Annotated in this window: 12 protein-coding genes and 1 pseudogene; 6 read left to right on the top strand and 7 right to left on the bottom strand. The window is 66.1% G+C overall.

Translation table 11 applies throughout. The features are described from left to right. Positions 1-401: 401 nt before the first annotated feature. The 4 genes and pseudogenes from LN139_RS14320 to LN139_RS14305 all read right to left on the bottom strand — a co-directional run bounded on the left by LN139_RS14320 (position 402) and on the right by LN139_RS14305 (position 5,935). Complete coding sequence (locus LN139_RS14320; protein ID WP_236354514.1) at positions 402-1,352, bottom strand: aliphatic sulfonate ABC transporter substrate-binding protein; 951 nt, start codon at positions 1,350-1,352, stop codon at positions 402-404. Continuing rightward, positions 1,349-2,386, bottom strand: coding sequence for an L-glyceraldehyde 3-phosphate reductase (mgrA, locus tag LN139_RS14315; protein ID WP_236354513.1), 1,038 nt, complete (start codon positions 2,384-2,386; stop codon positions 1,349-1,351). The genes LN139_RS14320 and mgrA overlap by 4 nt, the downstream gene beginning before the upstream one ends. 15 nt (positions 2,387-2,401) lie before the next feature. Continuing rightward, positions 2,402-3,727: pseudogene (locus tag LN139_RS14310) on the bottom strand (LLM class flavin-dependent oxidoreductase). Positions 3,728-3,730: 3 nt separating this feature from the next. Then, positions 3,731-5,935, bottom strand: coding sequence for a TonB-dependent receptor (locus LN139_RS14305; RefSeq protein WP_236354512.1), 2,205 nt, complete (start codon positions 5,933-5,935; stop codon positions 3,731-3,733). A 185-nt stretch (positions 5,936-6,120) separates the two neighbouring features. Between LN139_RS14305 and LN139_RS14300 the strand changes: the two genes are divergently transcribed. Next, complete coding sequence (locus tag LN139_RS14300) at positions 6,121-7,137, top strand: LacI family DNA-binding transcriptional regulator (protein ID WP_236354510.1); 1,017 nt, start codon at positions 6,121-6,123, stop codon at positions 7,135-7,137. 24 nt (positions 7,138-7,161) lie between these two features. Here the strand turns inward: LN139_RS14300 and LN139_RS14295 are convergent, their stop codons facing one another. After that, the gene (locus LN139_RS14295; protein WP_236354509.1) at positions 7,162-8,004 is read right to left on the bottom strand and encodes a hypothetical protein; all 843 of its coding nucleotides are present in this window, start codon (positions 8,002-8,004) and stop codon (positions 7,162-7,164) included. Between the two features lie 171 nt (positions 8,005-8,175). Between LN139_RS14295 and LN139_RS14290 the strand changes: the two genes are divergently transcribed. The 3 genes from LN139_RS14290 to LN139_RS14280 all read left to right on the top strand — a co-directional run bounded on the left by LN139_RS14290 (position 8,176) and on the right by LN139_RS14280 (position 9,371). After that, on the top strand, positions 8,176-8,649 hold the full coding sequence (locus LN139_RS14290; protein WP_236354507.1) for an Lrp/AsnC family transcriptional regulator: 474 nt from the start codon (positions 8,176-8,178) through the stop codon (positions 8,647-8,649). A gap of 114 nt (positions 8,650-8,763) precedes the next feature. Beyond that, positions 8,764-8,955, top strand: a complete 192-nt coding sequence (locus LN139_RS14285) for a hypothetical protein (protein ID WP_236354504.1) — start codon at positions 8,764-8,766, stop codon at positions 8,953-8,955. After that, a complete protein-coding gene (locus tag LN139_RS14280; RefSeq protein WP_236354502.1) occupies positions 8,910-9,371 on the top strand; it encodes a YitT family protein in 462 nt (153 codons plus the stop codon). The genes LN139_RS14285 and LN139_RS14280 overlap by 46 nt, the downstream gene beginning before the upstream one ends. 6 nt (positions 9,372-9,377) lie before the next feature. On the opposite strand, the gene LN139_RS14275 is transcribed toward LN139_RS14280, so the two are convergent. Next, positions 9,378-10,490, bottom strand: coding sequence for an acyl-CoA dehydrogenase family protein (locus tag LN139_RS14275; RefSeq protein ID WP_442964318.1), 1,113 nt, complete (start codon positions 10,488-10,490; stop codon positions 9,378-9,380). A gap of 329 nt (positions 10,491-10,819) precedes the next feature. Then, positions 10,820-11,737, bottom strand: a complete 918-nt coding sequence (locus tag LN139_RS14270) for a LysR family transcriptional regulator (RefSeq protein ID WP_236354497.1) — start codon at positions 11,735-11,737, stop codon at positions 10,820-10,822. Between the two features lie 117 nt (positions 11,738-11,854). Between LN139_RS14270 and LN139_RS14265 the strand changes: the two genes are divergently transcribed. Next, positions 11,855-12,613 carry a 5-oxoprolinase subunit PxpA gene (locus LN139_RS14265; protein WP_236354495.1) on the top strand — a complete coding sequence of 253 codons (759 nt, stop codon included), beginning with the start codon at positions 11,855-11,857 and terminating at the stop codon, positions 12,611-12,613. A gap of 91 nt (positions 12,614-12,704) precedes the next feature. Next, positions 12,705-12,950 (top strand): acetyl-CoA carboxylase, encoded by a 246-nt coding sequence (locus tag LN139_RS14260; protein WP_236354493.1) that lies wholly within the window; start codon positions 12,705-12,707, stop codon positions 12,948-12,950.

Genomic DNA, 12,950 nt, shown 5'->3' with positions numbered 1-12,950 from the left:
CAGGCCTGCATTCCACCCGTTCGCTTCGCAAGCTCGCAGATTGGCACGTCGCCCGGCAAGCCGGCCTCCCACCACAGCAAAGCAATGCGGCGCCTTTCAAACCGTGGGAGTGCGGCTTGCCGCGCGACGCGCAGGCCTGCATTCCAACCTGTTCGCTTCGCAAGCTCGTAGATCGCCGCGTCGCCCGGCGAGCCGGCCTCCCACCACAGCAAAGCAACGCGGTGCCTTTCAAACCGTAGGAGTGCGGCTTGCCGCGCGACGCGCAGGCCTGCATTCCAACCTGTGCTTCGCAAGCTCGTAGATCGCCGCCTCGCCCGGCGAGCCGGCCTCCCACCACAGCACAGCGGCGCCGTTCAAACCGTAGGAGTGCGGCTGCGCCGCGCGACGCGCAGATTCCGCCCTCACTGCAACGGCAACACCGCATCCCTCACCACCACCGCCTTGGGCAGCAGCTTGTTCTGCAGGAACAGATCAGCCGTGTGCTGCTGAGCCTGCACGATTGCCTCGGTAATCGGCCCGACCGGTGAAGGCGGGCGGTGGTCGATGTAGGCGGCCACCACGGCGCGGTCCAGGCCCATGCTGGCGGCAAGAGTGTCGATACTCTGTTCGCGCTCGCTGCGGGTCAGCGCCTCGGCATCGCTGAGGGTGGCCAGCAGGCTATGGATGAATTCCGGGTATTGCTGCGCATAGGCACGCCGGGCGGTGTAGAGCGGGCCGGTGAGGCCGAGCCCGGTGCCGTCGGCCAGCACGCGTGCCTGGCCGTTGTGCACAGCCAGTGCGGCATAGGGGTCCCAGATCGCCCAGGCATCCACGCTGCCCTGGGTGAAGGCGGCGCTGGCGTCGGCCGGGGCCAGGTACAGCGGGGTGATGTCTTTCAGGCTCAGGCCAGCCTTGGCCAACGCGCGCAGCAGCACGTTATGCGAGCTCGACCCGCGTTGCAGCGCGACCTTGTGCCCCTTGAGGTCGGCCACGCTGTGCAGTGGGCTGTTCACCGGCACCAGCAGCGTCTCGGCTTGCGGCTTGGCAGGTTCTGCACCGATGTACACCAGGTCAGCGCCTGCGGCCTGGGCGAACAGCGGTGGCAGGTCGCCGGTCGAGGCCACGTCCAGGCTGCCGATGTTCAGGGCTTCGAGCATCTGCGGGCCGGCGGGGAATTCGATCCATTGCACCTGGGTGTGCGGGTTGCGTTGTTCCAGCAGCTTGTGTTGTTTGGCCAGCACCAGCGCGATCGAGCCCTTTTGGTAGCCGATGCGCAGGGTATCCGGGGCAGTGGGTTCGGCGGCCTGGGCCTGGCCGAGCAGCAGAGAAAAGGCAGCCGCCAGGGCTGCCAGCAGGAAGGGGCGTCTGTTCATTCGGCGCTCGAAGGTTTTTCCCAAAGGTTGATATGGCTCTCCACGGCGTGCTGGTCGATCTCGGCCAGTTCCTCGCTGGAGAACGCCAGGTTGTTCAGGGCGGCAATGTTCTCGGTGAGCTGTTCCGGGCGGCTGGCGCCCACCAGTGCGCTGGTGACCCGTGGATCACGCAGGGTCCAGGCCAGGGCCATTTGCGCCAGGCTCTGGCCGCGCCTTTGGGCGATGGCATTGAGTGCGCGCACCCGCGCCAGGTTTTCCTCGCTCAGGTGCTCGCCCTTGAGCGAGCCGCCGCCGGGCTGGTTGACTCGCGCATCGCCCGGCACCCCGTTCAGGTATTTGTCGGTGAGCAGCCCTTGGGCCAGCGGGGTGAAGGCGATCACGCCGCTGCCCAGCTCAGCGGTGGTATCGAGCAGGTCACGCTCCACCCAACGGTTGAGCAGGTTGTAGGCCGGCTGGTGAATCAGCAGCGGCACCTTCCATTGCGCCAGCAGCGATGCGATTTCGCGGGTTTTTACCCCTGAGTACGAGCTGATACCCACGTACAGCGCCTTGCCTTGCTGAACCGCCGTGGCCAGGGCCGAAGCGGTTTCTTCCAGCGGGGTGTCGGGGTCGAAGCGGTGCGAGTAGAAAATGTCCACGTAGTCCAGGCCCATCCGCGCAAGGCTCTGATCCAGGCTGGCCAGCACGTATTTGCGCGACCCGCCGCCCTGGCCGTAGGGGCCGGGCCACATGTCCCAGCCGGCTTTGGTGGAGATGATCAGCTCGTCGCGGTAGGCGGCAAAATCTTCGCGCAGCAGGCGGCCGAAGTTGATTTCGGCACTGCCATAGGGCGGCCCGTAATTGTTGGCGAGGTCGAAGTGGTTGATGCCAGCGTCAAAGGCGGTACGCAGCAGTGCGCGCTGGCGTTCCAGCGGCGTGCTGTCGCCGAAGTTGTGCCACAGGCCCAGCGACAACGCCGGCAGTTTGAGGCCGCTGGTGCCTGTGCGGCGGTAGGGCATGTGGTCGTAACGGGCCGGGGCGGCGAGGTAGGCCATGCTTGAGGCTCCTGTTCAGGTAAAGAAACGATTGGCGGGGCGGGCGAGGCCGAGGTGCTCACGCAACGTGCTGCCTGTGTAACGCTGGCGAAACAGCCCGCGCCGCTGCAGCTCGGGCACCAGCAGCCGGGCGACGGCTTCCAGGCCGCCGGGCAAATGCGGCACCAGCAGATTGAAACCGTCGGCAGCGCCCTGTTCGAACCATAGCTGCAATTGGTCGGCGACCTGGCCGGGATCGCCCACCAGCGTCCAGTGCCCGCGGCCGCCGGCGATACGCCGGCCCAGCTCGGCCAGGCTCAGGCGCTTGTCGCCGGCAAGCTCGGTTAGCAACCGCTGGCGCGACCGCTGGCCGCTGTCGGTCAGTGGCAGCTCGGGCAGCGGGCCGTCGCGGTCGTAGCCGCTGAGGTCGAAATTGCCGAGCATGCGCCCGAGCAGGGCAATGCCCACCTGCGGCGCCACCAAGGCTTGCAACGCCTGATGCTGCACCTGGGCTTGCTGCTCGGTTTCAGCCACCACGATGTAGGCACCGGGCATGACCTTCAGCGAATCTTCAGCGCGGCCATGGGCACGCAGGCGCGCCTTGAGCCCACTGTAGAAACGCTGCGCGGCCGCCAGGTTCGGCTGCGCAGTGAACACCACCTCGGCACTGCGCGCCGCCAGTGCCAGGCCCGCCTCCGAGGCGCCGGCCTGCACCACCACCGGCCAGCCCTGGGGCGGGCGCGCCACGTTGAGCGGGCCACGGACGTCGAAATGCTCGCTGGCGTGAGCCGGAGCATGGCGGCCTTCGGGGCGGTAGTACTGGCCGCTGCGCTTGTCGCGCACAAAGGCGTTATCCGCCCAGCTGTCCCAGAGTGCCGTGACCGCATCGTAAAAGGCGCCTGCTCGCGCATAGCGTTCGGCGTGGCCCAGGTGCTGGGTGCGGCCGAAGTTGCCTGCTTCGGCCGCAGCATCGGAGGTCACCAGGTTTCACCCGGCGCGCCCGGCGCTCAGGTGGTCCAGCGAGGCGAACTTGCGCGCCACGTGATAGGGCTCGTTGTAGCTGGTGGTCACGGTCGCCACCAGGCCGATGCGTTCGGTGCTGCCACTGAGCGCTGCCAGCAGCGTCAGCGGCTCGAAGTGGTCCGAGCGCGCCATGCGGCTGGCTTGCTCGCCTTCGGCGGCTGCCACGCTGTCGGCGACGAACAGCAGATCGAAGCACGCCTGCTCGGCCACTCGTGCCAGGTGGCGGTAGTGGCTGATGTTCAGGCCCGCATCCGCAGGCACCTCCGGATGGCGCCAGGCGGCCAGGTGGTGCCCGGTCGCCATCAGGAAAGCGCCCAGGTGCATCTGCCGGGTGGTCATGGTTCAGAAGTCCTTTCTCAGTTGGATGCCGAAGTAGCGGCGGTCGTCGCGCGGCACCATGCGGTAGATGTAGGCGCTGCCGCTGGCCAGCATCGGCGAGTAGCTCTTGTCGGCCAGGTTCTTGCCCAGCACCGCCACGCGCCAGCCGTCGTGCTCGTTGGTAAGTGCGGCGCTGGCGTTCCACAGCCCGTAGGCGCCTTGCTTGGTGTTGGGGTTTTGCGACAGGTCGTACTGCACCTCGCTTTGCCAGCTGTAATCGGTGCCCAGCTCCACCGCCAGGCCGTTGTTCAGCGGGATGCGGTAGTCGGCGCGGGCATAGGCCTTCCAGTCGGGGCTGAACGGCAACGGCTTGCCGTTGACGTTGCACGCGGCCGCCGCACCGGCCGGGCAGGCGAATTCGTCGATGCGCGCGTGGGTGTAGGCCAGGGCGCCGGAGAGCTTCAGCCGGTCGGTGGTTTGCCAGGCCAGGTCCAGCTCTGCGCCCTGGGTGGTCACCGAGCCTGCGTTGATCAGGCGGGTCACCACCTGGCCGGCCACGCTGTCGTAGAAGTTGGCCTGGTAGTTGTCGTAGTCGCTGTGAAACAGCGCGGCGTTGGCGGTCAGCGCGCCGTCCAGCGCGGTGGCTTTCAGGCCCAGTTCCCAGTTGTTGGAGGTTTCCGGCTTGAGCGGGTCGGTGTCGCGCGGTTGCATGTTGAAGAACACGTTGTAGGCCGGGCCCTTGTAGCCGCGCGACCAGGTGAGGTAGCCCATGAGGTTGTCGGTGAAGTCGTACTGCACGCCGAGCCGGCCGCTGAAGCCGTCTTCGTTGACCGAGCCGCTGCTGGCCGTGGACGGCTGGATGCCGTTCACCGCAGTGGCCGAGGTGGACACCCGGCGGTGGTCGTAGCTCAGGTAGTCATGGGTGTAGCGCAGGCCTGCGATGCCCCGGAAACGTTCGGTGAAGTTCAGCGTGGCCTCGCCGAAGGCGGCCGTGCTGTCGCTGCGGGTGCCGTAATCGGCCACGCCGCGCTGGGTTGTGGTGGTGGTGAACAGCGTGCGCCGGTAGGTTTCTTCGTCCTTGCCGTGCATGTAGTAAAGGCCGCCCACGTATTCGACGAATTCGCCTTTGGGTGAGGCCAGGCGCAGTTCCTGGGAGTACTGGTCGAAGGCCAGGTCGCCTTTGTCCTCGATGCCGGGGAAGGCAGCGCTGATGGTTGCCAGGCGGTCGCCGTCCTGCCACTGGGTGTTGTCCCAGCCGCGCCAGGCGGTGATCGAGGTGAGGGTGTAGTCGGCCAGGAAGTAATCGGCCTGCAGCGACAGCCCCTTGTTCACGTCCTCTACATGGCTGCGATAGTCGCTCTCGATGTCGCGGTTGTGGTTGCTCGCCGCCACCGGTTGCAGGGCGCTGGCGAAGGCGGCAGTGGTGGTGCGGCTCACCACCCCGTTGGGGGTGTCGTCATGAGCCTGCATGTAGTCGGCGATCAGCGTCAGGGTCAGGTCGTCGTTGGGGGTGAACAGCAGCTTGCCGCGCAGGCCGCGGTGGTTGTAGCCGTTCACTTCCTGGCCGTTCGCCTGGTTGTCGACATTGCCGTCATAGCTGCTCACCACCCCGGTCAGCGAGCCTTTGACCAGGCCCGGCACCAGTGTGCCGCCGAGGCCGAAGCGGGTGCGGCTTTCGTTGCCCTGGTACCAGCCCTGGTCGATGAACCCATGGGTGTCGTCGGTCGGCGCGCGGGTGACGATGTTCAGCGCACCGGCCGAGGCGTTTTTGCCGAACAGTGTGCCCTGTGGGCCGCGCAGCACTTCCACGCGGTCTACATCCAGCAGGTCGAGGGTGGCCTGGCCAGGGCGGGCGTAGACCACGCCGTCCACCACCGACGCCACCGTCGGTTCGACACCGGGCGAGGTGGAGATGGTGCCGACGCCGCGAATGAACAGCGCGGTGTCCTTGTTCGAGGCGTTGGTGCGAAAGTTCAGCGTCGGCACCTGCTGAGCGAGGCCCGCCACGCCGTTGCGGTTGTCTTTTTCCAGTTGCTCGCCCTGGACCACGCTGACCGCCACCGGCACGTCCTGCAGGGATTCTTCCCTACGGGTGGCGGTCACTGTGACGGTGCCCAGTTCGATGCTTTCCTCTGCCAGGGCTGGCAGGGCATTGCCCAGCGCCAGTGCCGCGCAGATGGCCTGGCCCAGGCGGGCCTTGGTGAAACGTTCCCCAGTGCTTGAATACATGTGCTGCTCGCTCGCTCAATGCCAAGTGTGCGCCCCTCGGTTCTTGTGGCCGTTGCAGGGCGATCGCGCGGGGCGGCATTGGCTCGAGCCAGTAGCTGGTTAGCGCTAACGGGCGTATGATCCTCAGCAGTTTTAATCGCGTCCAATACCTTAAATCGAGATTTAAATAGCCAGAGGTAATAAGCATGTCGCGCAAGCGCCGGGGCATCGGCCGCGTCACGCAGGCCACCGTGGCACAGCTGGCCGGGGTCTCCAGCATGACCGTATCGCGCTATTTCAATCAGCCCGAGCGGGTCAACGAAGAGCATCGCGCGCGCATCGCTGCGGCCGTGGCGCAAACCGGCTACGTCCCCAACCTGGCCGCAGGCGGGCTGGCCTCGGCGCGCGGGCGGATCGTGGCGATGGTGGTGCCGAACATCTCCGGGCCGATCTTTGCGCCGACCTTGCAGGCGTTCAGCGCAGCGCTGGAGGCCGAGGGTTATCAGGTGCTGCTGGCGTCCAGCTATTTCGATGAGCAGAAAGAAGAGCACGCGGTGCGCGCCTTCCTCGGCTGGGCACCCGCAGCGCTGGTGCTGACCAGCCGCTTCCACTCGGCCGCCACCGAAAGCATGCTCGCCGCCGCCCAGGTGCCCTTGGTGGAAACCTGGGATTACTGCCCGGAACGCGCGCCGGTGCAGGTCGGGTTTTCTCATCGGGCGGTGGGCGAGCAGGGTGCGGCTTACCTGCACGCGCGCGGTTACCGGCGCGCGACGTTCGTGCTCAACAGCGCCACGGGCGATCACAGTGCGTTGGAACGCTGTGAAGGCTTTTGCCAGGCCTTCGAAGCACTGGGCGGGCAGGCCGGCCGCTATGTGCCCGGCGTCGAGCTGGCGCCGTTCGACGCCGGCAAGGCCGCGTTGCTGGCGCTGATGCAGGCATCATCGCCGCCGCAGGCAGTCTTTTTCGCCAACGACAACCTTGCGGCCGGCGGGCTGCTCGCTGCGGCCCGTGCCGGTATCAGCGTGCCGGGCCAGTGCGCGATCCTGGGCTTTGGTGATTACCCCTTCGCGCAGATGCTGCTGCCGAGCCTTTCGAGCATTCGCCCGCCGGCACAGGCCATTGGCGAACAGGCTGCACGCTGGGTACTGGAGGAGATAGCCGGGCGGGCGAGCGGGCAGCCCGCCCGGCTGGAGTGTGAGGTGGTGGGGCGGGAGAGCGCCTGACAACAGAGCGCGCTGCGGTGCCTCTTACTGCGTAGCCGGGCGCGGGTAAACCTGGACCGCCACGGGATCGTGTGTCGCTTCCAGCTGCAAGCCGCCGACTCGTTGAAACCCGCCGTGCTTGCCTTTGTCGGCCCAATACTTCTCAAGGGCGTCGAGCGCGGTCTTGCTCTCGGCATCGGGCGCCAGCGCCGCAAGCAGTGCCTCCAGCGTGCAGCGCATCAATGCCTTTTGCGCGCGTGCGCCTTCACTGGTCAACGACGGCCAGGCCTGCAACAGCGCCTTGTCGGCATCGCCCGTGGAGCCTTCGACCAGGCGCAATTCCAGAGCGCCTTCTTCGGCCATCACCTGGCGAGTGCCAAAGGGCCGGCCCTGGCTGTAGCTGCCTGCGCGCGCATCGATCGCCGCGCAGCCAGGATTGGCTGCAAGGCGCTTGTCGAGCAGCGTGTTCAACCGGGCAGGGCCAACGCCCAGCGTTTCGGGCATCTGAAAGTTACAACTCCACAGGTACTGCACCTTGTCCGGCCATTGCAGGCCTTGTTCGTGGAGGAAGCGCACCTGCTCTTTGAGCGTGCCCATGCTGTCGAACTGGCCGTTGTCGTCGCACTGGCGGGTGACCTGCAGGGTGCGCACGCTTTGCCCATCACCGTCGATAGCGGTGCTGTAGACCATCCCGGCGTTTTCACCGAATCTGGCCTTCAAGCGTTTCAGCATCTCGCCATCGTCCTCCCTGGCGAGCTCCTGGTAATGCCGCATTTCCTGATACATGACATACAGCGTGCGGGGTATCGACCAGTCCACCTGAGTGGCCAGATAAGTGACGCTGGCGATCGCCAGCAGCACGAGCAACAACAGAGTACGGCGGTGCATGGCGCGAGGCATCCTTGCTTTGATGATCATCGCTATCGGCGCAGGCGGTGGTTGCTTGAGCCTCTGCCGGCGTTCGCTGCCGGTCGGGTGCCACTTCAAATCTGGAGGCCCCGCACTCGGCGGCACCTGCTACCCTGCCAACCCCGCCGACTCACCCAGGCCAATTGATCCATGACCGACATCGACGCACATGACCTGAAGATCCTCACCTTGCTGCAAGCCAACGGCCGGCTGGGCAACCAGGAGTTGAGCGAGCTGGTGGGCTTGTCGCCCTCGCAGTGCTCGCGCCGGCGCATGGCGCTGGAGCAGGCGGGGCTTATCCTCGGCTACCACGCGCGCCTGGCGCCGCAGGCGATGAACACCGAGGTGGTGGCGATGGTGGAGGTGAGCCTGGTCAACCACGCCCAGGGCACCAGCGAGGGCTTCGAGCGTTTTGTGCTGGAGGAGGGGGCGGTGATCGATGTGCACGAGACCACCGGCGAGGCGGACTACAGCCTGAAGGTTGCGGTGGCAGGGCTGGCCGAGCTCAATGCGCTGATGGGGCGGCTGACGGCCAACGCGATGATCAGCCACCTGAAAACGGCGGTAGTGCTGGAGCGTTTCAAGGAGGCGGGTGTGGCAGTGGCCGATCATCAGCCTGATTGATTGGTGCATTTTTAGTCTTTTATGAGAAATAAACATGCGCTTATTGTTCGTGGGTGCATGATCTGTGCATGGCTGTGCTAGATTCGCTCGCGTCCACCTTGAGCCCGCCGCCCCATGACAACCCTCACACCCACTTTCCCCCATTCCCGCATCGAAGACGGCCTCGCCCTTCTGGTCGGCACCTTGCTGGTCGCCTTCGGCCTGCTGCTGGTGCGCGAGGGGGCCTGGCCACCGGCGGCACCGCCGGTATCGCGCTGTTCGTGCACTACGCCTGGGGCTGGGGCTTCGGCCTGGTGTTCTTTCTGATCAACCTGCCGTTCTACTACCTGGCGGTGCGCCGCATGGGCTGGGGCTTTACCGTCAAGACCTTCACCGCCATCGGCCTGGTGTCGCTGATCAGCGACCACAGCAAAGGGTTGATCGCGCTGGCACACATCGAGCCGCTGTATGCCGCACTGATGGGCAACGTGATCCTGGGCATGGGCTTTCTGGTGCTGTTCCGCCATCGCGCCAGCCTCGGCGGCCTCAACATCCTGATGCTGTTCCTGCAGCAGCGCTTCGGCTGGCGCGCGGGCTGGCTGCAACTGGGCTGCGACGTGGTGATCCTGTGCCTGTCGCTGAGCGTGGTGGCCTGGCCGATCTGGCTGATGTCGATTGCCGGCGCCGTGGTGCTCAACTCCATCATCGGCATGAACCACCGCGCCGGCCGCTATCACGCCTGAGCCGCCTCAGGCCACCCCGATCTTCCACTGCGGCGGCGGCGGTGTGCCGTTGACGGCGTAGTCACCCACGATGCGTTCCTTGTACACGCGCGGGTTGTGCGAAGCGAGGGTGCGGGCGTTGCGCCAGAAGCGGTCCAGGCCGTTAGGCTTGAGCGTTGCCGAGGCGCCCAGGGCATCGAACAGCCGCCCGGCGGCGTCGATGATCAAATCGGCCACCACGTTCAGCGACTGGCAGATCTCCAGTTCCGCGATCGCCGCTTCTTCGGCCACCGCTTCATCATTGCGCGCATCGAACACGCGCTGCAGGGCGAATGCGTTCTGCTGAGCGATGGCGCCCGCGCAGTAGGCGGCGCTGCGCACCTGGCCCACCACCGCGAGAATCTGCGCGTCCTGGCTCACCCGGTCGGCGTTGCCGATGGTGAAGGTTCGTGTGCGCGCCGCCACGGCAGCGGCCACCTCACCGCTCATGGCCCGGCCCATGCCGGCCAGGTTGGCCAGGTGGAACAACTGGAAGTACCCCGGCGAATAGGCAAAGCGCTGTTCCACCGAGGCCACGTCCTCGGCGCGCACCGCCACCTCGCGAAAATGCGCGGTGCCGCTGGCAGTGAGGGTCTGGCCGAAACCGTTCCAGTCATCCAGCACCTCCACCCCTGGCGCATCACGGCGCACGCTGGCGGTCACGCGGTTGCCGTCAGGGTCGGTGGCGCCGACGTCGATCCAGTCCGAGTAGAGCGAGCCTGTGGTGTAGAACTTGGTGCCTTCCAGGCGCCAGTTCGCGCCATCACGGATCAAGTGCGTGGAGAACTCGGCGCGCTTGGCGTCGCCCGGCTCACTGCTGGCAGGCCCGATGGTTTCCCCCTTGCCGACGCGCGCCAGCCAGCGTTCGCGGCGCTGCACATCGCGGCTGTTGAGCAGGTTTTCGACAAAGCCGAAGTGCCCGCGCAGCGCCTGTACCAGGTTCGAGTCGGCCTCGCCCAGCTCGGTGAGCAGGCCGAACAGCTCCGGCAGGCTGGCGCCGGCACCGCCGTAATCGTGCGGCACGCGCAGCGCGGTGAAGCCGCTGTCTTTCAGCCAGCCCAGCTCGGTGAGCGGCAAGGTACGGTTGAGCTCACGGGCCACCGCGTTTTCGCGAATGCGCGCAAACAACGGGCGAAATGGCGCGGCAAGGCGCTCGTAGCGCTCGGCACGCCGCCGCGCCCCAGGCGCGGCGGGTGGGGGATGGAAACGAAGAAGCTGGCATGGGACGGCCCTTGAACGATGAGAGGCGTCGCGACCAGGCAGTGGAGCGGCTTCAGGAGGTGGTAGTCAGCGGCCGTGCCGAGTGCGTGATATGAGCCGGCACGCTAAACGAGGGGTGAGGTCAGGGGGAAATAATCATTGGGTATTAGCTCATGCCGAGCTGAGCTGCCGGGCCGCGCAGGCCGAGCCGCGCAGGCCGCACCGCGCCCTCACCGCCGTGCCGCCTGCTGCTGCGGCGCCAGAAACGCCCCGTGAAAATAATCCCGTAACGCCTGCATCGCCGGCGTGAACGCCCGTTCCCGGTGCCAGGCCAGCCCCACGCTCATGGGCGTGACCTCATCGCTCAGGGTGCGGGTTTCGATGCGCTTGCCTTCCAATGACCAAGGCCTGTGTACCAGGTCTGAAAGGATCGCCACGCCGCTGCCGTTGGCGACCATGCTGCGCACCGCCTCGACCGAACTGGTGCGCACGCGGATGTTCGGGCGTTGCCGGGCTTTGGCCCAATAGCGCATGGCGCTCTGCTCGGCCTCATCCACTGTCAGCGAGATGTACGGTTGCTCGGCCACTTCGCGCAGGCTCACGCTGGTGAGCTCGCACAGCGGGTGTTGGTGCGGCAACCAGAGCCTGCGTTCGGAGTTGAACAGCGTTTCGGAAAAGATATCGGGGTGGGTGAGGTTGGCGGTGAGTACCACAGCCATGTCGAACTCGCCTTGGAGCAAGCCTTCTTCGATGGCCTGGCGCTCGCGCTCGTGCACCTGGATGCGCACGTCCGGGTGCCAGTGTTCGAGCCGTTGCAGGTGATGCGGCAGGAAGTAGCCCAGCACCGTGTAACTGGCGGCCAGGCTCAGCAGGCCGCTGGCACTCGCGTCGGGCAGCGGGCTGTTCAACGCGTCATCGACACTGCGCAAAATCACATAGGCGCGGTTGAGAAAATGCCGGCCTGCGTCGGTCAGGCTCATGCCTTGGGCCGAGCGTTGGAACAACAAGGTCCCCAGCAGCGCTTCGAGCTCCTTGATCGCGGTGGTGACTGCCGACTGGGAGATGTTCAGGTGGATCGCTGCCTGCGAGATCTGACCGATTTCGGCGGTGGCGATGAAATAGCGGATCTGGCGCAGGGTCAGGGACATGCGGGCTCCGGCGGGTATCTGTTTTTCAGAACGATGGCGATCTGATAATAGATCTTCCCAAGGGGGCGCCGCGAGCCCTACTTTTGTGGCCACGCACTCACAGCAGGAGCCAGCGGCATGCAGGCGGTAGATCTGAATTCGGACATGGGCGAAGGCTTCGGCCCCTGGACCATCGGCGACGGTGTCGATGAGCAACTGATGGGCTTGATCAGTTCGGCGAACATCGCCACCGGCTTTCATGCCGGCGACCCGAGCACCATGCGCAAGACGCTGGAGCGCGCCCGCCAGCAGGGCGTGGCTGTCGGGGCGCACCCGGGCTTCCGTGACCTGGTCGGCTTCGGCCGACGGCATATCCAGGCCCCGGCCCAGGAGTTGGTGGACGACATGCTCTACCAGCTCGGCGCACTGCGCGAGCTGGCTGCCTGCCAAGGCCTCACCCTGCAACACATCAAGCCCCATGGCGCGCTGTACATGCACCTGGCCCGTGACGAACAGGCCGCCACCTTGCTGGTGCGGAGCCTGCGGCGGGTAGCACCTGAGCTATGGCTGTACTGCATGCCCGGCTCGGTGATCTGGCAGGTCGCCACCGCTCTGGGCCAGCCGGTGGTACGCGAGTTCTACGCCGACCGCGAATACGACCTCAGCGGCTCGATCGTCTTCACCCGCAAGGCTCGTGCCTACGAGCCGGAGCAAGTGGCCGAACGCGTACTGCGTGCCTGCCAGCAGGGCAAGGTGCGCACCGTCGAGGGTGAAGACCTGGACATCGCTTTCGACTCGATCTGCCTGCACAGCGACACACCCGGCGCGCTGGACCTGACCGAGGCAACCCGAACACGGCTGGATGCGGCGGGGATCGAGGTCCGCGCTTTCAGCTGAAAACACCCGGCCGCTCACAGGCCAGGGCTTTCCAATCGCCTTACCTTTTTTGCCTGCCTTTCTGATAACGCATCCAACAACAGGAACAGACATGGCCGAACACACCGTTGTGACCCCCTTGCCCGGCACCTTCTACCGCAAGGCTTCTCCGGACGCACCCAACTACGCCGAGGAAGGTGCGGCTGTCAGCGCTGGCACCGTGATCGGCCTGATCGAGGTGATGAAGCAGTTTTCCGAACTCACCGCAGGCGCCGATGGCACCCTGGAGGCGTTCCTGGTCGAGGACGGCGACCCGGTCGAGCCGGGGCAGGCCGTGGCCACCTTGAGTGTGAAGTGA

It is taken from the genome of Pseudomonas sp. KNUC1026 (genome assembly GCF_021650705.1).
GTDB lineage: Bacteria > Pseudomonadota > Gammaproteobacteria > Pseudomonadales > Pseudomonadaceae > Aquipseudomonas.
This window is presented reverse-complemented; position numbering and strand designations above follow the sequence as displayed.

Coding starts and splice junctions, on each gene's coding strand:
- LN139_RS14320 (WP_236354514.1), bottom strand. CDS start 1,352: ATGAACAGACGCCCCTTCCTGCTGGCAGCCCTGGCGGCTGCCTTTTCT.
- mgrA (WP_236354513.1), bottom strand. CDS start 2,386: ATGGCCTACCTCGCCGCCCCGGCCCGTTACGACCACATGCCCTACCGC.
- LN139_RS14295 (WP_236354509.1), bottom strand. CDS start 8,004: ATGCACCGCCGTACTCTGTTGTTGCTCGTGCTGCTGGCGATCGCCAGC.
- LN139_RS14260 (WP_236354493.1), top strand. CDS start 12,705: ATGGCCGAACACACCGTTGTGACCCCCTTGCCCGGCACCTTCTACCGC.
- LN139_RS14290 (WP_236354507.1), top strand. CDS start 8,176: ATGACCGACATCGACGCACATGACCTGAAGATCCTCACCTTGCTGCAA.
- LN139_RS14305 (WP_236354512.1), bottom strand. CDS start 5,935: ATGTATTCAAGCACTGGGGAACGTTTCACCAAGGCCCGCCTGGGCCAG.
- LN139_RS14270 (WP_236354497.1), bottom strand. CDS start 11,737: ATGTCCCTGACCCTGCGCCAGATCCGCTATTTCATCGCCACCGCCGAA.
- LN139_RS14285 (WP_236354504.1), top strand. CDS start 8,764: ATGACAACCCTCACACCCACTTTCCCCCATTCCCGCATCGAAGACGGC.
- LN139_RS14265 (WP_236354495.1), top strand. CDS start 11,855: ATGCAGGCGGTAGATCTGAATTCGGACATGGGCGAAGGCTTCGGCCCC.
- LN139_RS14300 (WP_236354510.1), top strand. CDS start 6,121: ATGTCGCGCAAGCGCCGGGGCATCGGCCGCGTCACGCAGGCCACCGTG.